13 protein-coding genes are annotated in these 18,327 nt (G+C 55.0%); 5 read left to right on the top strand and 8 right to left on the bottom strand.

Going from position 1 to position 18,327, the window contains the following annotated elements:
* Positions 1 to 132: 132 nt before the first annotated feature.
* Both J1C54_RS12365 and J1C54_RS12370 read left to right on the top strand, forming a co-directional pair.
* On the top strand, positions 133 to 1,356 hold the full coding sequence (locus J1C54_RS12365) for an ATP-grasp domain-containing protein (protein WP_229148353.1): 1,224 nt from the start codon (positions 133 to 135) through the stop codon (positions 1,354 to 1,356).
* Between the two features lie 24 nt (positions 1,357 to 1,380).
* A complete protein-coding gene (locus tag J1C54_RS12370) occupies positions 1,381 to 3,399 on the top strand; it encodes a hypothetical protein (RefSeq protein WP_229148293.1) in 2,019 nt (672 codons plus the stop codon).
* Between the two features lie 8 nt (positions 3,400 to 3,407).
* Here J1C54_RS12370 and J1C54_RS12375 read toward each other — a convergent pair whose 3' ends face one another.
* Positions 3,408 to 3,989, bottom strand: coding sequence for a hypothetical protein (locus tag J1C54_RS12375; protein ID WP_229148294.1), 582 nt, complete (start codon positions 3,987 to 3,989; stop codon positions 3,408 to 3,410).
* 171 nt (positions 3,990 to 4,160) lie between these two features.
* Between J1C54_RS12375 and J1C54_RS12380 the strand changes: the two genes are divergently transcribed.
* Both J1C54_RS12380 and J1C54_RS12385 read left to right on the top strand, forming a co-directional pair.
* Positions 4,161 to 5,201 carry a DUF2804 domain-containing protein gene (locus J1C54_RS12380; protein WP_229148295.1) on the top strand — a complete coding sequence of 347 codons (1,041 nt, stop codon included), beginning with the start codon at positions 4,161 to 4,163 and terminating at the stop codon, positions 5,199 to 5,201.
* Positions 5,195 to 5,752 (top strand): DUF4282 domain-containing protein, encoded by a 558-nt coding sequence (locus J1C54_RS12385; protein WP_229148296.1) that lies wholly within the window; start codon positions 5,195 to 5,197, stop codon positions 5,750 to 5,752. The genes J1C54_RS12380 and J1C54_RS12385 overlap by 7 nt, the downstream gene beginning before the upstream one ends.
* Before the next feature lie 21 nt (positions 5,753 to 5,773).
* Here the strand turns inward: J1C54_RS12385 and J1C54_RS12390 are convergent, their stop codons facing one another.
* The 7 genes from J1C54_RS12390 to J1C54_RS12420 all read right to left on the bottom strand — a co-directional run bounded on the left by J1C54_RS12390 (position 5,774) and on the right by J1C54_RS12420 (position 17,023).
* Positions 5,774 to 7,918 carry an acetyl-CoA hydrolase/transferase C-terminal domain-containing protein gene (locus tag J1C54_RS12390; RefSeq protein WP_229148297.1) on the bottom strand — a complete coding sequence of 715 codons (2,145 nt, stop codon included), beginning with the start codon at positions 7,916 to 7,918 and terminating at the stop codon, positions 5,774 to 5,776.
* Positions 7,919 to 7,989: 71 nt separating this feature from the next.
* Positions 7,990 to 11,241 (bottom strand): efflux RND transporter permease subunit, encoded by a 3,252-nt coding sequence (locus J1C54_RS12395; RefSeq protein ID WP_229148300.1) that lies wholly within the window; start codon positions 11,239 to 11,241, stop codon positions 7,990 to 7,992.
* The gene (locus J1C54_RS12400) at positions 11,238 to 12,428 is read right to left on the bottom strand and encodes an efflux RND transporter periplasmic adaptor subunit (protein ID WP_229148302.1); all 1,191 of its coding nucleotides are present in this window, start codon (positions 12,426 to 12,428) and stop codon (positions 11,238 to 11,240) included. The genes J1C54_RS12395 and J1C54_RS12400 overlap by 4 nt, the downstream gene beginning before the upstream one ends.
* A complete protein-coding gene (locus J1C54_RS12405) occupies positions 12,421 to 13,413 on the bottom strand; it encodes a hypothetical protein (RefSeq protein ID WP_229148303.1) in 993 nt (330 codons plus the stop codon). Before J1C54_RS12405 ends, J1C54_RS12400 begins: the two co-directional genes overlap by 8 nt.
* Positions 13,414 to 13,419: 6 nt before the next feature.
* Complete coding sequence (locus J1C54_RS12410; RefSeq protein WP_229148304.1) at positions 13,420 to 14,499, bottom strand: hypothetical protein; 1,080 nt, start codon at positions 14,497 to 14,499, stop codon at positions 13,420 to 13,422.
* On the bottom strand, positions 14,499 to 16,136 hold the full coding sequence (locus J1C54_RS12415; protein WP_229148305.1) for a GH3 auxin-responsive promoter family protein: 1,638 nt from the start codon (positions 16,134 to 16,136) through the stop codon (positions 14,499 to 14,501). The genes J1C54_RS12410 and J1C54_RS12415 overlap by 1 nt, the downstream gene beginning before the upstream one ends.
* Positions 16,133 to 17,023 carry a hypothetical protein gene (locus tag J1C54_RS12420; RefSeq protein ID WP_229148307.1) on the bottom strand — a complete coding sequence of 297 codons (891 nt, stop codon included), beginning with the start codon at positions 17,021 to 17,023 and terminating at the stop codon, positions 16,133 to 16,135. The genes J1C54_RS12415 and J1C54_RS12420 overlap by 4 nt, the downstream gene beginning before the upstream one ends.
* 323 nt (positions 17,024 to 17,346) lie before the next feature.
* On the opposite strand from J1C54_RS12420, the gene J1C54_RS12425 reads away from it, so the two are divergent.
* Positions 17,347 to 18,294 carry an AraC family transcriptional regulator gene (locus J1C54_RS12425; protein ID WP_229148309.1) on the top strand — a complete coding sequence of 316 codons (948 nt, stop codon included), beginning with the start codon at positions 17,347 to 17,349 and terminating at the stop codon, positions 18,292 to 18,294.
* Positions 18,295 to 18,327 lie beyond the last annotated feature (33 nt).

Here is an 18,327-nt window from a genome sequence, read left to right on the forward strand (position 1 = left end):
TGTAAAACGTGCTTTTTTACCACTTCGTTCATCTCTCTCGGCCCAATGGGCACCCTTCTGGCAACCGTTTTAGCGAACTCGATCAGGAGACTAACTCACCTACGAACGAGGTAGCCTACCGTGACAGCACCTATAAAAAAGGACATCAACAAGGGATATATTGCTCTTCTTGGCTGGAGTCTCAATGCCGTTGAGGCCGCCGAAAACTTTGATCGGCGCTATATTGTAGTCGCCCCTGACTGGGCAGAGCCGTACTGCACGGAACATAACATTCCCTATCTGCCTTGGAATTTTGAGCGACTAAATGATCGCTCAATGGAAATTGCAGAAAAACTACGTGATCTGGGTGTTGACGCAGCCATCCCTTTATTTGAAGAGACGGTGGAGTGGGCTGGCGCCATCAACTCCGTATTAATGAACAACCCCCGTCTGTTCGGCCAATCCATGCTGATGCGTGACAAATCACTTATGAAGCGTCGCGCTCAGCTGGGTGGCATTCGAGTCGGAATTTTCGAAGAAGCCCATGACCGTGACGATGTCATCCGTTTCCTCAAGCGAGTCAACCAGACACTACTCAAGCTAGATGGCGATCCCAATGACCCGATTCACTTCAAGGCCTTTGACAAGGCTGGCTGTCTTGGCCACAGGGTAATTCGGACGCCAGACGACGTAGATGCCATCCCCGAAGAGGAGTTTCCGGCTCTGATGGAATCCCATCTTGATGGCTGGGAGTTCGCGGTGGAAGCCTGGATTCACAATGGCAAGATTGCTTTCCTCAACATTTCTGAGTACGTCACTCTCGGATACTCGGTATATGTCCCAGCCTCTCCAGCTCTGGAGGAGTACAGACCTCAGATCCGGCAACAGATTGAAAAGCTGATTCGTACCTTTGATATTGAGTTCGGCTTTATTCACCCGGAGTACTTCGTCACCAGCGACGGCGAGATGTACTTTGGTGAGGTCGCCTATCGGCCGCCGGGCTTCAAGGTATTTGAGCTGCTAGAGCGGGTGTATGGCTTTAATGCCTATCAAGCACTGATTTTATGCTTTGACCCCAAGGCCACGGATGAAGAAGTGCGCGAATTTTTCCCCCGCGAAGTAGTGGACGCCAAGGGGTACGCCGGCTGCTTCGGCGTCTATCCTCGTCGCAGGGTTGTCAGCACATTGCAGATTCCGGAGGAGACCGAGTCCCATGCTTACTTCGAGTCCCATGAGTTAACTCCACCGCTGGAAGAAACCGTCACCAAACGTACTGCGTTTGGCACTCACTGGGGGCTAGTGTATTTTGTCGGTGACGACGCAGATACTTTGCACAAGCTGCTTAAGCATCAGGAAGAACTGGACTTTTATCTTTGACGATGCATTGCCAAGGACCACTGCATGACAGATGTCAGTAGCAAAGACAGCAATGAAAGCAGTGACACCTCAACGCCAGCACACCTGATCGACAAGCTTGATCAGGCCGTTGGATTGCTGGAAGCAGCGCGCGACTTTGCCAAAGCGGGAAAGCTGCCGAGAGTACTGGACACTTGCCGTCGGGTACTGCTGCATCACGACGGCCTGTCAGTCATCGAGGCACGCGCCGAGGCATTGGAAAATGCGGGCGTGTTTCTTGGCTCGGATTGGGCGGCACCACAACATCTGGTGGCGCCCCTGTCCCGCCATGCGCTCACCGGCGGTGTTGATATTCTGCTGATTGAAACATTAAGCGATCTGCGCTTGCTGGCGGTGGCCCGTGGTAAATACCGCCACCCATTGATCTCAGCGGAATACGCCAACCAGTACTTGACGCAGATCCTCGCCATCAATCTGGACTTGCTGTTTAACCCAGCAGATGAGGCGCGACGGCTGCATCAGGGTCGTCTGACATTTTTACCACATGCCCTACTGGAGCACCTCGCAAGCCACATCGGTTACGAGCAGATTGTAGATAAGTTGATCGGTGAAATCTGGCGTGTACTTGAACAACGCCCCATCCAAACCGGACCGGCAAAACAGATGATTACGCGGATTGCCGCCTGCCAGTATGACCCGGAAATTGCCTTGACCGGCGCTGGTGCAGACCGCCTGGTGAGCAGTCTGTTCGGCCCGACCCGGGCAAGCCGAGAGGACCCTGGGCTAGAAGTCTATCAAGAGCGGCTGGCAACCATGGACGAGATGACCTTGCAAACTGAGGCATCAGGCTTTGCCCGGTCCATGCACGACACGGGCCTCGTGTCCGCATATCACACGCTGCTGCTGTTGCATCTGTTGGAACATCAGGAAAATCTGCTCGCCGATGCGCTGGGCCTGTCAAGCACCGGTCGTGATTGCATGCTGTGTTACAGACAGTTAGTGCACGCTCTTATTCATCAGGCAGTTACCCCGCAAACACCTCAGTCAATTTACGGCTTGGCGCTAATGCTTGAGCGCGGCATTCTCTATCAAGCCCCCTTGGCTCCTGCCCTGTGGCGACAACTGAGACTGCAGCTGTGCCCAGAGGCCATCAATCGGCTGGCACTGGTGTCCTTGCCTGATGTGCCAGCAGAAACACGCTTGATGGAAGGAGTCTTATGCATGCTCGGTCAGCCGCTCGGTGTCGGCCAGGGCAACAACCCCACCTGTCAGTCAGCGCGCGCCTTGTCCATGTGGTCCTGCAACGACCCGGACTACCTGCTGCAAATGGTAGCTTGGGCCGCCCGTGACGACGAGATCATCATGCACTTTGAAGGCCAACCTGTGTCATCACGGCTTGCCGGCACCGGCGTGGCATTAGCAGCACCGATCGATCTTGACCCGGTGTCCATGGTAGTGGTGCCGCATCTTGATCGCATTTACGCGGAAATGGGCCGGCTTTGTATTGGTCGCGTTGGCGACCCGCATCGCTGGATCAACCCCGAGTTTCATGGCTGGTGGACCGGCCGTGGCTTTCGTATTGGCGTTGATGTGCAAACCGGCCTGCTGCTCGAAACTGAAACTTTTTTGCGCCACTTCTATGCCAGCTATCACCCCTTCTACAACGGCAATCAGCCGCTGATTCATCCACAGCCAGCCGGCATTGCCGTCACCGATAGCGCAGCGAGATTTATTGGCTGGCATGCGGTAACCATCTTGCGAGTCGGTCTGGACCAGGAAAGCGTGATGAGGGTGTATTTCTACAACCCGAATAATGACAGCGGTCAGGACTGGGGCAATGGCGTTGTTGTCAGCACTGCCGGTCAGGGCGAACGGTATGGCGAGGCATCACTGCCATTTGAAGAGTTTGCCTCGCGTCTTTACATCTTCCATTACGATCCTCTGGAGCATGGGGTGTTAGCCGCAATCAGTGCTGAAGAGCTACATAGGGTAATAGCGATGATTCAGGGAAGCTGGGGTGAAAGCCGCCTCCCCGAGACACCTATGCAGATGCTACCGGACTGAAACTGTACTCAGTCCGGCGTGCTTTCACATTGCTCCAGCATCCGCGCTAATGCTTTCGCTTCTTCCTCTTCCACAGTCAGGCCATAACGCTGCTTGACCCGCTGCCAACGGGTTGCGTACTGACACCAGAAACGCTCAAGTGGCACCCAGGACACGGGGCTGAGATCGCCACGCTCCTTGGCTGATATCGTATCCAGAATGATCAGATTGTCGTGGTCATTAGTGAAAGCAATCTTCTGCTCGTCACTCCATCCCTTGGCACCATGCTGCACGGCATGGGCTGGAGTCACCAGTGGCACCACCCAGGTCAGACTAAGCGGCAACTGAACATCCCTGCCCCAGCTCTGCCATGCGCCACCGGCCAGCTGGCAAGCTTCCGGATCAGCCCAAGTAATCAGGTTGGCGGCATTTTCGACCAGCACCCGGGTTTCTGTGTCCTGGCAGGAACCCTCTTCAACCAGCCACACCAACGGCCAGGACTCTTGCTGCTGCGATGCTTCATCCGCCTGCGCGGCGGATGGCGCGGCATATTCGCCACAGCTCGCCAACATCAACAATAGGGCGATTAGAGCAACACGTAATTTGATCATCAGACTCCTCCGCTATTCCGCTGCCCAAGCATGCACGGCCACCCCATCAACAGCCAACGAAGTTTGTCGGCTATTTGTCACCGGCTGTCCGAACATGGGGCCCTTTGCAACTTGCCAGTGTGGCAGCGATTGACTAAGGTCAGCCGGCCTTTATACGGATTTATAACTGCCATGAAGCATGACGATACAGCCACTCCTGATCAGCTAATTGATGCAACAGGTGCGCCACACTGGGGAATATTCCCGGGCAGCGTGACATGCATCAATGGACTTCAGGCGGACTACCGCAACGCCCTGGGCGCGGTCGTGCCGGGCTGGCGAAAACGATTCAACTACAAGCAATTCCAGTACTTCGGCGTGATAAGCGATCAGGTACTGATCGGCTGCGCTCTGGCAGACACTGCCTGGCTCGGCCTGGCCTTTGTTTATGTGTTTGATGCTCGCAGCCAGAAGCTACAGGAGTATACCTGGCGCTCGCCGCTATCCCGGGCATTGCAGTTAAGCGACTCACCCTGCGAAGGCGAGAGTCGCTTCCAGCAGCGTGGCATAGATATCCGGCTCGGCTATCGTCGCGACAATGGCGTACTGGTAAAGACACTGCAGGTCGACAGCAAAGCCCTGTCAGTGAATGCACAGATGGTCGAGTCACCCCCCTTCGCGCCCATGTCCCTGTGCACTCGAGCAGGCATCAATGGCTGGGTATATGCCAATAAAGTCGCTGGCATGCCAGTCAGTGGAGAGCTGCGTCTGGAGCAGGAGGTTCTTGATCTGGGCACAATCGGGGCCTGTGGCCACCATGACTTTTCTGCTGGCTTTATGCGCCGCGAGACTTTCTGGAACTGGGCCTGCTTCAGTGGTCGCCAGCAGGGCCAACTAGTTGGCATAAACCTGTCCTGCGGGGTCAATGAAACCAGCTATACCGAAAACTGCCTATGGCTCAATGGGGAGCTGATCAAGGTAGACACGGTCCGCTTTGACTACAATCGTGATGACCTGATGCAGCCTTGGAAAGTGGATAGTCTGGACGGTCAGGTTGAACTAACCTTCGTACCTCAAGGCAATCACAAGGAAAAAATGAATCTGGGCCTGTTTGCGAGTAACTTTAATCAATTGTTCGGTCAATTTCAGGGTGTACTGCGCCCAACCGGACGTGAGCCGGTTGAAATAAAGCAACTAAACGGATTTGTTGAGGAGCAATACGCCAAATGGTGAGCCCGGAGCAGCCCAACAACGACAAAAACGGCAAACAAACCAAAGACATCGATCACGGCGTGACTCGAGTCCGGGAAAACTATAGCCGTATGCTGTTTTGGTGCGTTCAGTACTGGCGCGAGCTACTCAACTTCAAGTTCGACAAGTACATGATTGTGCAGGTGCTCCCCGGTGTTTACGGCATCCTGCTGGTGGCCCTGCTACTAAGCATTCTTACTGCCACCGTACTGGCGTTTATGAAAAGTATCTGGCTGGGAATCGGCTTTATGATTCTGCCGGCGCCACTGATTTTTCTAGTGGTTGCATCAATTCTACGAGCGCTGCTGGAGTTCTACCTGGTGGTATTCCGCATCTCGGAGCATGTCGACGAGCTGGTCGGGCTGCGTGACACGGTGGACCGACTGTCTGGCATCAGCGACACGGTCGATGACATGGTGTCATTGACCAGACGAATTCCCTTCTGGAAAGCCATGTCCCGACGCAGCAACCGGCGAACGGTGCCGGAGCCGCGACGCCGGCGTCAGGATCATGACCAGGATTCAGACGAATAAATGGCAACTCACCCTGCCCGCCTATCCTGCTGTAGCACTTAACGCAGCCAGCAACAAACGACGGTATAGCCGTTCCTTCATGGATTGGGGCGCGGTCAGCCCCATGCGTTGTAGATGGGCTGAAAAATGCTGTACTTGATCGCGCTCCTCCCTCAGTGCTCCACGCCCCAGTTGTAGATACTCTTTCTGAGACATCTTCCTTTTCAGCCATCCCAGTGCCGCAATAAGCTGTTGTTCAACGGCGCTAAAGTCACACCCCAGTGGGAACATCGGGAAGTCGTCATCACTGAACTTCTGGCGCACTTCAGATAGCCGCTCTGGCCGGTTAGCACTAAATAATTCCGGAACCTGATAGTCGGCGCTGAGTTTGCCCACAGACTTGGCTTGCTGCAGCAGTGCCTCCTGAAAACGTGAGTCCGTGATATTCAGCATTGCCTGAACCACTTCGCTATCATTGCGACCACGCAAATCAGCGATGCCGTACTCCGTAACGACAATATCGCGCAGATGACGCGGAATGGTGTTATGACCATAGGACCAAACAATATTGGAAGCCGCTTCCCCGCCCCGTTCGCGCCAGCTACGCAGCATTAATACCGAACGTCCGCCATCAAGCTCATGGGCCTGAGCAACAAAGTTGTACTGCCCACCGACACCGCTGAGCACCCGACCGTCCTCAACCTGATCCGCTACACCTGCACCCAAAGCAGTCATGGTAAAAGCAGTATTAAAGAACCGGCCATGCTGGCGCTGGGCTCGCTTAAGCTGCTCATCCCCATAAAGCTGATTAACGAAACTGATACGGGTCATATTGACCGACGATCTTTCCACCTTGTCCAATGCGCGAAGCCGCGCATAGAAGGCCTCTGGCCCAAGGAAAAAACCGCCATGCAGCAGGGTGCCACCAAGCAAGCGTTCACCAATAAATGGAGCCAACGCATCACGAGTTGCTCCGACATTCAGGTTATTAGGCACCACACGAGAGTCCGGCAGTAGCAACGTTTCAGCGTTACACTGAATGCGCGAATCGATAATCCCGAAGCGCTGCAACCAAGCCAGACTGGCGGCCGTCAGCTCAGCCTGAATGACGCCACGCTGTAGCAGCACATCAATAGCATGAGGGCCAAGTGGCTCTGACAGAGAGCCCTCATTGATTAACGTCTGCAGGGCCAGATCGTCATATACCGGGCGCCTGATAACCCCTGCATCAAACAATGCCAGCAACGCCGCCGTAACCATCTCACTACAGCCATACAGGCCTTGGCGGAACTCTCCCAGCCCCCCTGTTGAATCAATGATGCCTGAAAAGCGGGCCATGCCCGCCGCTTCGCAAATATCCTGATAACGATCGTTGTCCAGCGCTCGCTTTAAGGCATGGTGCACAAGAGCATCACCCAGTGAACCGATACCAATCTGAATCAGACCTCCATCGCGCAGCAGACTGCTGGCATGTAAACCGACAAAGTGATCTTGCAAGTCCACCGGCATGTTTGGCGTGGAAAATAGTGTGGTCTGTGCCGCAGCATCATCAATCAATAGATCAAATGAGTCCTGACTTACCTGAGCATCGCCGGTCATCTTTGGCAGTTCATCATTTAACTGCCCAATAACCATAATGGCTTCGCCCGCTGCGCGACGGTCCTGCAACAGGGGCAATAAATCCAGGGTAATTTCCGGATTACAGCTCAGGCTGACGCTATGTTCGTCAATGGGAGCCACCATCTGTGCAACCACATTAACGCGACGCTGATTGATATCCCGTGGCGCATGCGTGTAGTTCGAGCTGATGTAATGCTGCTGGGCGTGGCCGTTACCCAACATACTGCCCGGCTGAAAAAAGAACTCACTGACGATGACATTTTCAGGCAGCTTGCCGGCACGCAAATCATGCAGATAGTCCAGCTCTTCGTAATCTCCAAAGACACGCTCTACAAACGGATTGAGAAAACGCTTCTCCAGATCGCTGCCAGCCTTCGGCCGGCCCAACGACAGGGCGGTATAGATCGACAGGGAGATATGTGGATCTTCACATGCACGGCGGTACAGTTCGTTGACGAAGCGATTCGGCTTACCCAGCCCCAGAGGCAACCCGAGTCTGATCTCCCCTCCCACTGTTTCCAGCACTCTATCTACCGCTTGTGCGGCACTGGTCACTCGTTGTGTCATCTGTCCTCCAGCATTTTTTTAGCTATGCCGGCATGATGCCACAAACCCGTCCTTGGTCTCCTCTGATTCGCTCAGGCCGCCCGATCCGCAGCGGAGTCCTGACTGCCAGCCTCCCAGGCCGCCTGCAGTACCGGATCGGTATACGGGTTACGGTGCCCTCCACTAAGCCCCGCTTGACGACCGGCGGTATAGGCAGCCTCAACATCCGGCCCTCCACCGGCAGCCGCTGACTCGCCCATCAGGCGCTGGCGCCAACCTGCTCCCGCCACCATCAAACAGGGAACAAGCAACAGGCTGACGAGAGTGGCGAACATCACACCCGCCGCCAGAGACACAGCCATAGGAAGCAGAAAACGTGCCTGTGCACTGTCAGCGATAATCAACGGCGCCACGCCCAGCACAGTGGTCAGGGTAGTCAGCAGTATTGGCCGGAATCGACTAGCGCCGGCCTCAACCACCGCCTGCACCAGGGGCTCACCCTCCTCACAGCGGCGATTGATTTCATCAAGCAACACCAGGTTGTCGTTTACTACCACACCGCTCACCGCAATCACCCCGACCATAGACCAAAGCGTCAACTCAATACCCAGAATAAGATGTCCCAGCGTGGCGCCGACCATACCAAATGGTACGGCGCTCATAACCATCAGTGGTTGCCGATAATTGCTAAACAAAACCGTCAGGACAAAGAATATTCCCATCAAGGCAAGCAGGTAGCCCACACTCAGATAATTCATAAACTCCTGGATGGCCCGTGGCTTGCCAGCTATGCCCCAGTCAGCTCCGGGCCATTGTTGAGCAATGCCATCAAGAAAATCGTTTTGCAATGAAGCCATCACCAGTGACGGCGAGGTAACATGGTTATCAACTAAAGCGGTCAAAGCAGCATGGCGGCGCCGTTCATAACGTCCGATTACCGCCGGCGCTTCGGAGATGCTCAACGTCGCCAACGCACCCAACGGCGCCCAGCTACCATCCGCTAAAAATACGGGCAACTGCTCCAATTGCCAGAGACTGTCACTGTCAGCACCCGCCAGCCGTAATACCACCGGAATTTCCTGATCCGCCTCTGCCAGCCGATCTACCTCAATCCCCTGAAAAGCATGGCGAATCTGGCTACCGATATCAGCCATTCGCAAGCCCGCATGGCGACCGGCGTCCGTCAATGCAATATCAACAATCGGCCGCCGAGCCTGCAGGCTGTTGCTCACTTCATGCACCCCCGCGTACTGACGCATACGAACTTCCAGAGCCTCCGCCATCTGGTCAAGCTGGGAGAGGTCATCATGGTAAAGATGAATATGAACATCCGGCTTGGTCTGCAGCACACTGGCGTCAAAGCGCTGGGACAAAGCATCCGATACCCTGCCATGGCGCTCGCGCCACGCATTGGCAAACTCACTGGCGCCCACAGTGCGCTCATCGGCTAAACGCAAAGTAACGCGCAGCCGCATGGCTGCATCAGGATCTGCCGCATTGGATACCTTCTGTCGCAGCCCTTGCTCAACCAGCACAGACTCGATCAGTGGCGATTGACCTTGCTGGTGCCAATGGGATGCCTCCTGCCTGGCAGAGCTTTCCAGCATCAGCGCCTCTTGCTGAATGCGGGCAGCAGCAGTACCCCGTGGAAAAACCATTTCCGCCACGACCTTGGGCCCCTCGACCCGAGAGAACAGCACCATCTGTACCCAGCCGCTGTGGATCAGTGCCACACAAATAATAAACATGCATAGAAACGCCGTCAGAACCACACCGTGACGGTTAACTGCTCGCCACATTAACGGCCGATATATGCGTGCCAACACCCGGTCAAGCCATTCATTAAAGGACGTCGATAGCTGCTCAGAGCGCTGCCAGAATTTTCCTTTCGGTGCTGGGCTGGAAAGGTGGGCCGGTAGAATCCATAAGGACTCGACCAGTGACAGGGCGAGAACCGCCATGGCCACCAATGGCACCACTCGCATTAGAGCGCCTTCGGGCCCCGGCAAGAACAATAGCGGCGCAAAGGCAATTACCGTGGTTAGTACTGCAAAGCAGACAGGTTTGACCACATCTCTGGCACCATTAATGGCGGCATCCAAACCTGTTTCGCCAAGGCGTTGGCGATAGTGAATCCGTTCACCGACAATAATCGCATCATCAACAACGATGCCAAGCACCAGAATAAAGGCGAAAAGGGAAATGGTATTCAGGGACTCCCCCATCAACGGCAAGACCGCCACGGCGCCAAGCATGGCCACCGGAATACCCAAAGCAATCCAGCCAGCGAGGTAGGCGCCCAGTGCCAGCGACAGCAGCAGCAGCAACACCACCAAACCTTGCCATCCGTTGTCCCAGAGGACGGCGGTACGGTCTCGAAACTCCGCCGCATCGTCCTCCCATAACACCAGACTGGCCCCAGAAGGCAGACTCGCCTTACCCATATAGCGCTGCACCGCATCAGCAACATCCAACACCTGCTGAGAGCCGACTCGATATACGTCCAACGCCACCGCTGGATGACCATCTTGCCACGCGGCAATCTGGCTACGCTCAAAGCCATCATGCAATGTGGCGACATCCGACACTCGCAACACGCTACCATCGCTGGTATCGCGGAGCGGTAAATCCAGGTAACCATCGCCGCTACTGATCCGGTTACCGGCAGACAGCAGCAGATCACCTTGAGCACTATGCAGAACGCCGGCAGTCACCGGGCGGGCCGCGTGCTGTACTGCAGCTGCCATACCGTCAAGCGTCATGCGAAACCGGTGAAGATTATCGCGCCGCACTTCCAGCGCAACTTCGCGGGCAGGAAGGTTCTCGATATCAATAACGCTCAGGCTATCGTCTCGCAGCAACTCCTGACGAACCCTGTGGGCAAGCTGATACAGTTGCAGCTCGGACATAGCGCCGACCAGCAACAGCCGCATCACCCGATTGCGGACAATCAGCTCCTGCACTAACGGCCGACTGGCCTGCACCGGCAGCCCGCGAATACCGTCTACCGCAGTACGCACCTGATCAAGCACCTTGCTCGTCTGATATCCCTGCTGCACATCCATGCGCAACATGCACAGACCATCGTAGGCTTCGCTGGTGAGTTCGCTTAGTCCCTCCAGACCCGCCACTGCCTGTTCCACCGGCGCACATAGCAATGTTTCCACCAGAGCGGGACTGGCCTCAGGCATCTGCACGCTAATACCGATACGATCCAGTGGTACATTGGGCAGGGTTTCCTGACGTACCACAGACATACCCAGCCAACCACCAAGCAGCAGCATAACCATCAGCAAATTGGCAACCGCTGGATTACGGGCGAACCAGGCAACCGAGCCGTTCATGGGAGCTCAACCGATGCGGAGCCAGATGACGATATGGGTGCACCGGGAGAGATGGCCACCGCACGCTGCAGAGGAATAACCTGAGCTCCCTCCAACCAGCGAGATGCACCACTTAGAGCAACTTGATCACCGTCTTTCAAACCGCCACCGATATAAATGCGATCGCGGTTCTGATGGATAACATCCACCTTGCGACGGCGTAACTGCTGCTGATCATCTATCAGCCAGACATGGGTTCCGCCGGATAATACCGAGCGCGGCAACGAAGCAATATGCGGATGATATTTTCCTTCGATCTCGGCCTGAACTAACACGCCTGGCTCAAGCGGCACCTCACCCTTGTCCGCTTCGTCAACCTGTACCACCAGATACAGCATACGATTTTGATTTATGCCGCCTTCGCGGCGCACCAGCTGGCCATGCCAGACCACATCACGACCGGCAAATCTGCCGAGCAGACGGGTCGCCACCGGAGTAACTTGCTCGTCACCACTTAGCGGTAGCTCCAGCAGTGCAAGCCACTCATCACGCACCGGCAAACGCACTTCAATACGGTCAGTACTGAACACGGTAGCAATGGCCTCCCCGGCGCGAACAAACTGCCCGGGGTTTGCCCTGACATCTCTTAGCCGACCATGAAAAGGGGCTTCAACACTGGTCTTGGCCAGCTCCATTTCTGCCCGCGTCAGACTAGCCTGAGCAGCCGCCAAACGCGCCTCTGCTTCCTCCAGATGGGGTACAAGGCGCGCATAATCATTGCCCTTGTCACCATTCACTCGCCGGGCCACCTTGGCCCGAGCCCGGGTGTCCGCGAGATGCAGTCGAGCTGCGCTGACCTGACTACGTCGCTCCGCTAATGCCAGCTCATAGCTCTGCGGATCTATCTCCAACAACAACTCGCCTTCTGCAACCACGCCTCCATCGCGCAACGCATCAGGCCGATTAATCACGCTGCCGGACACCTCGGCCAAAACCACCACTTGATCCGCAGCACTGGCAATCCCCTCAAGCAGCACAGGAATACGCTGACCAAGAAATTGTACGCCGACCACATCGACTCGCAGGGCACCATCAACAGACTCTACACGCTCGCTCTTTGGGGACCAGCCATACATCAGCAGCAACGCCGCTACAGTTACCGCCAGGACCACCAACATGGCCGAACGCCGGCGAAAAAATTCAAGCATTACACTTCTCTCCATTTCGCCCGACGAATTGGCTCGACAACGAGCTCCGTATTGCGATGGCCCAGTCTTTCATCAGCGACTGGCAGCGCTCAGCTCCAAAACCAAGCACGGCATTGAGCTTCAGCATTAACACAAGGCGACCGTTACAGATCAACCAGCAAGCAGCCACCGGATAAGCCGGGCTGCCCGGCGGGACTGCCCACATCAATGTATCTAGCGGATAATCACTGCCCTGCCAGTCAATACTCCATTCACCCATACTGCTAAATGAACCAAGATGTTGCCGCTGCTGCATAAGCGGCAATAGCCGATTAACCAACCACTGACCGCCTAGCGTTGCCACCAGCCGTGCCTGATGCCACATCCACCAGTGCTCGTTATTACGTATCGCCTGAGAAAGTTGCTGCTGGATTGCCACGCCATCGGTGCGGCCGGTGAGTGAAATGCAAATTCCACTGGCATGGTTCATTTCGTCAGAGGGAAGAGTTAAGGCACCACGTAGCGTCACCGGGACAAACCAGCCACCGCCACCCTGAACCAATAGTTGCTCGCTAACAACATTGTGCAAAGCCGCCATAAGCATGGCGTTCAGCGGAACAGAGTCAGATTTTGCCTGCTGGCGGAGGCGCCTGGTCTGTTCCTCACTAAAGTACTCAACAGCAATAAACTGATCCTTTGCATCAACAGCTGCCAGCGCTCTTTTCCGCCACATCGGTGCTTCAAATTTCTTCTTGCGCTGCTGTGCGCGCCAGCACTGAAGGAAGCCGGGAATTGGCATGCTCTTACCTGTTACGCCCCGCCAGTCACTCACCGGGATGCGACGCAGCAGTTGCATGAAAGCGCCCACCCCATCGCACTGCTCATGAGGCACAGAAAATACATGACGCTTGCCGTCAGAAGGCTCAATCATGCCGAAGTAAATGGTGTCATCAATACCGTGAAGACGACGCGCTCTAAACCAGGGGGCTGCATAGTCCTGCATCATTTACTCCTAAAGGCGAGCCAACTCTATATACCCCGGCCGGCCATCCAGCCCATCACGAGGATCTCCGTGATAGCCAATGAGAAAGTGATGACTACGCATGGTTTGCCGACGGCAGCCCTGCACTGCTGCCCGCAAAGGATCATCCAGAAAGAAACCTGCACTAATAGCAGCACTTTTTCTGGCAGCGCTATGGGACATCTCAGCCAGCAACTCTCTTAGCACCTGAGGATCCTCATCGCGGATCAACACGGAGTGGAGCATGAGATAGCGGATCATGCCGCCCGCAGGCGGCAAATGCAGGCCACCAACCAGACTAGTCCAGAAATTCCAGAAAAAGCGCAGCCAGGAAAGACCTGCCGGGTAGGAAATCACTCTGGTCTGCTTAAAAGACTTTTGATCCCATAATGCAGCCATACCGACAATTTTTTCGTTATCCAGAGCAAGCCAGTAGTCCGCCACTTGCAGACCACTAAAGTAAGGATTGCCGTCAATAATGCCGGAAAACTGATAGCAGGGATAAAACTGACGCTGCGGCGCATGCTGATCATGAAATTTCTGCATCGCCGGAAGGTCTGCCAATGTGGCGGGCCTGAAGGTCAGAGAGGACCGCTTACCTCTGGGCACGCGAAACAACAGGCTGGTTTCAATATCCCCGTTCGGATAGTAAGTAGGCAGCCCTGCCCTACCACTGGCAACGGAAGTCATGGAGCTTGTGTTCTCGCTCAGGATTACCGTTTGGACAAGATCATCCGGCGCGATAAAACTCCCAACATGTTTGGACATGCGCAGAATCAAACGCCCGCCACGGGCGTGTTCCGCAATACGCAGGTCATGGGCATAGCGAACTTTCCTTGCCACACCGTTTACATACATGAGTCGACTGCCAATGCCATACAGCATTAACAATTTTCCCTCGGTGCTACGGGCGATATGAACTTCCGGTTCCTGACAGATCACACTGCCGCCGCGAAAATAATCCGGCTCGCGCTCGAAGTTCAAAACCACCCGGCCACGCTGAGGCGTGTCACGGAATAGCTGTAGAATATCAGCGCCATCCGCTGCACTGGCGGCATGGAAAGCGCTCATCAGGCAACTCCTTCCAACACCCCGTCTGCAACCATTTCTGCCAGCTCCATTCCCGGCCAATAGCGCAGAGGCTCGATTTTCACATTACCATCTACCATGCCTCGTTTCTGACAATACCCCAGATAGCATTGCTGCATATCCGGACGGCAAAGAACCCGCACAGGCGCCAACTGACCAAGATCACGGGCCAGTCGATAATGGAAAAGACCTAACAATTCCTTTTCCAGAAGACCGGACAACTTACCCGCTTCCGTCAACATGTGGGCGTGGGATCCCTCCGTCAATAAGACATAGCCTGGTGTTCCTTTTCCGTCGCTATCATCCAGAGCAAGCAGGGTCACCGGATGCATGTCATGGGGCATATCAAGTCTATCGACCAGTTGTTGCACCATTACGGCAGAAAGCTTCTCTCCAACCAGATCAACACCATCATCACGGCCAAGAAATGTGAAGCACGGTACCTTGCCGATCATGCTATCCACACGCAGGCGGTCGCTCATCCGGTAGCGCAGCAGACCGGCTCCGGTGCTTAACAGAGGCGTGACTTCCTGACCGGGCTCTAGCGCCCAGGGCGGTAATATCTTGCCACTGGCAATATCAGCGAACTCATAGACATGGCTACGAAACGCCAGCGGATATTTCTCCTGCCAGGGGAAAGTCACCACGCCTTCGGTTGCCCACAGTCCTTTGCCCTGAAATGCCACCCCGGGAAACAGATCACTGAGCTTGGTCGCCCAGGACGCTGCGGCAGCGGTGTCCCAGGCGCTGATAAGCGCCAGCTTAGGCCACAGCTGGGCAAAAAAGGCCGGCGACTGACGGCCATCCCATTGACGTAACAAGGCCGCCCGAAAAGGAGCCTTGGGGCAACGAACCATACTCAGCGACCGGCCCCGAATACCAAAGCTTCCCGCTTGCAGGCACTGCGCCAACTCATCACGCCATACACTCAGATCATCGAGTAATGCCAGAGCAAAAGTCGGACTCCAAACAGACATAACACTGAGAGACTCATCCGCCACCAGCCACGCCAATGTGGCAAAGCGAGAATCCGCAGAGGTGGCTGCACTGGCTACGGTTTCAGGGACTGCCTGAGTTATTCCTGCGAGGAATCGCTTGCCAAAGGAAAGCAACTTCATGTCGTCGTTAATTTGCCCTTCAAGCTCACTGCGCAGGGAAGTGGGCACCCAGGATAACGACCAGTAGTGGCTACCGGAGCGAATATCCGGATAACTCCGGTACATGTCCCCCAGCCAGGGACAAATCGCCTGATCCAGCTCATCGAGGAAGCGCTTCGTATAGGGCAACCATTTTATTGCCGAGGTTGAACCACTGGTGGGCTGATAACGCTGCACAGGAGAAGCAATCAGCGAAGCCCCTCCCAAGCGCTGCTCATCAATAGCAGGACGCCAATGGTCATAATCCGTTTCCGGCATTTCTGCAGCGTAGCGCTCGAACGACCAGCTCGAGTCGATGTTGCTTCGCTGTCCTGCGGGCGTTGCCGCGACAGCGCGTAACAGGGAAGACAGCTTAGTGCGCTGAATGTCTTCCATATTCTGGCACTGCTGCTCAAATGCAATCCTGGAGGGCGAGACGAGGCGTGACAAAATGCCATGGCCTAAAGCATAACGGACGCTCACTGTCGGCTCCGCACCATCGCCTGCCCGTTGCTATTTTTCTTCTTCCGACTTGCGGATATCACGCGAACTGCTACCGCCACCCGGGGTACATGATTCCCTCTGTCAGCTGCCTCCACCGGCTGGGCAGCCGGGTGGACCGCGCCCTGAGACGGCTTGCGCCAGACTTTGTTCAGGTAGCGAAAGACATAACGAAATGCATCAGAGAATCCGATGCGGCCTACACAAGGTAGTTCAGTACCACGGTGCCACTCCGGGTTGCAGGTTTCGAAATAGGCCGCAGCGGCGCTGGCCTGACGCACCTGATCAGTAATCGGTGCCACATCGTCCTTAAGACGCTGGTAGCTATCGCCGAAGTCCAGCACACCACGATCAGCATCATAGTATCCGGGGAATAGCTGTTCGCAGTACTGCGGGATCAGCGATTGATACTCCTGATAGCGATTCTGCGGATGGGGATAGAAGCGGAAAAGATTGTTCGCCATCAGCAGGTAGGTTTTGTAGCCCTTGGAAATCAACAACCAGAATACTGGCGTCATAGGGTGGCGCAGTATGGTTCTCACCAGGTAAAGGAAAAACGCCAGCGGCAGTGCTCTGGTGCCCCAATACTCACGTTCAATAATGGTATCCCCGCTGAAGACGCCCTTAATGCGCTTACCATCCACTTGCATATCCATCGTAGCAACCGTGGAAAAGCCGACAATCTTCTGATCGCTACGCCGACGCAACATAAAGACGCCGGTTTTACGGCTCATGTCACTAACGAAGGTATCCAGATCAGAGTTCTCGTAATAGTTTTGAAAGATGCCATACATCTTCAAAACATCCGCCGGAGATATGCGATTGATCGGACAATAGCGAGCGGTTATCCGATTGTTTGGCTTGCTCATGGTCAGGCCTGCTTATTGTTGTTTTTCAGAATAGATAGGATTGACCATTGCCCGCATCGCCGTACAGGTTCCCCACCGCCATCCTCTTGTCCATTTGCGACAACTTGCTAGTACCTCCTACCGACTCGCAGAACGGGCCAATATGTGTACATATATTCACATATATTGTTGATAAAATGGCCCAATCTGCAGGAACAGAATATTTCTATAGAATAATAATATTTAATAAAAACAAAAGGTTGGTAGATATGAGACTGTCGCCTTCACTTGTCAACGATGTTCCACTTGTCCCGGTTGTGTACGTCCGTATTCTTATGAGACTAATGTCCCAACTGGGTGTTTCTCAGCAATCCCTGTTGTCTGAATCGGGCATTCATGATGCCCTGATCTCCGATCCGGAGGGCCATGTTTCAGTCAACCAACTACTGTCGCTATTTCGTTCCGCCGAGCGACAAAGCCCGGTTCCATGCATCGGCGCACGCTATGGAGCGCTGCTTGATTTGTCAGCGCACGGCCTGCTCGCCTACTCAATGCTATCGCAGCAACGTGCAGGGGACCTGACCAGACGGGCTATTCAGTTCTTGCGCATCCGCGTGCCATTGATGGAAGTTGAACTTGTGCCTGTTGGGGATGGCTCCGTTATCCGCCTGCATCAGCGGTGGCCGCTGGAGGACATGGAGAACTTTCTTGTCGATTGTTACCTCGCCAGCATGTGCCGACTTAGCGCAACCATGAGCAAGAACGCCAGCATCCAACTGCAGAGTGACGACCCTCTGCGCCTGAAAAACCTGGAAGAAATTCTCGGCGTTAATGTGGAAGGAGGGCATAGCTCTAATCAACTGCTGATTAGCCAATGTCAGGGCAACCAGAAGAACCGCTTGGAGCTGGGCGGAGTTAGCGACGCCGAGTGGAACGCGGATCAGGTTACCGCATTAATCCGCCACTATATCCACTGCAACCCTGGTCGCTACTGCACACTGGAGCATGCCGCGGAAAAGCTTGGCCTGACACCACGCACACTGACTCGCTACCTATCAACTGCCGGCGAATCGTTTTCACAGTTACGTAACGCTGCAAGGGAAAAGTTCGCTCGCCATTACCTGCATGAAACCGAATTCAGCATTGCTGATATTGCGGAAAAGCTTGGCTATAGCGATCAGGCCAGCTTTACCAAGGCCTTTCGTAGCTGGACAGGACACTCACCGGGACGGGTTCGCAAGGAGCAAGGCCTGCAGGCGTGGCAGACGGGGGGCAGTACACGGATAGCCTGAAAGAGCGAAACAGGACGTGCAATAAAAAAGGGC

Origin of the sequence: Alcanivorax sp. 1008, from assembly GCF_020667895.1 — a bacterium.
GTDB lineage: Bacteria > Pseudomonadota > Gammaproteobacteria > Pseudomonadales > Alcanivoracaceae > PGZG01.

Coding starts and splice junctions, on each gene's coding strand:
- J1C54_RS12385 (WP_229148296.1), top strand. CDS start 5,195: ATGGTGAGCCCGGAGCAGCCCAACAACGACAAAAACGGCAAACAAACC.
- J1C54_RS12405 (WP_229148303.1), bottom strand. CDS start 13,413: ATGATGCAGGACTATGCAGCCCCCTGGTTTAGAGCGCGTCGTCTTCAC.
- J1C54_RS12390 (WP_229148297.1), bottom strand. CDS start 7,918: ATGACACAACGAGTGACCAGTGCCGCACAAGCGGTAGATAGAGTGCTG.
- J1C54_RS12380 (WP_229148295.1), top strand. CDS start 4,161: ATGAAGCATGACGATACAGCCACTCCTGATCAGCTAATTGATGCAACA.
- J1C54_RS12410 (WP_229148304.1), bottom strand. CDS start 14,499: ATGAGCGCTTTCCATGCCGCCAGTGCAGCGGATGGCGCTGATATTCTA.
- J1C54_RS12395 (WP_229148300.1), bottom strand. CDS start 11,241: ATGAACGGCTCGGTTGCCTGGTTCGCCCGTAATCCAGCGGTTGCCAAT.
- J1C54_RS12425 (WP_229148309.1), top strand. CDS start 17,347: ATGTCCCAACTGGGTGTTTCTCAGCAATCCCTGTTGTCTGAATCGGGC.
- J1C54_RS12400 (WP_229148302.1), bottom strand. CDS start 12,428: ATGCTTGAATTTTTTCGCCGGCGTTCGGCCATGTTGGTGGTCCTGGCG.
- J1C54_RS12370 (WP_229148293.1), top strand. CDS start 1,381: ATGACAGATGTCAGTAGCAAAGACAGCAATGAAAGCAGTGACACCTCA.
- J1C54_RS12420 (WP_229148307.1), bottom strand. CDS start 17,023: ATGAGCAAGCCAAACAATCGGATAACCGCTCGCTATTGTCCGATCAAT.
- J1C54_RS12375 (WP_229148294.1), bottom strand. CDS start 3,989: ATGATCAAATTACGTGTTGCTCTAATCGCCCTATTGTTGATGTTGGCG.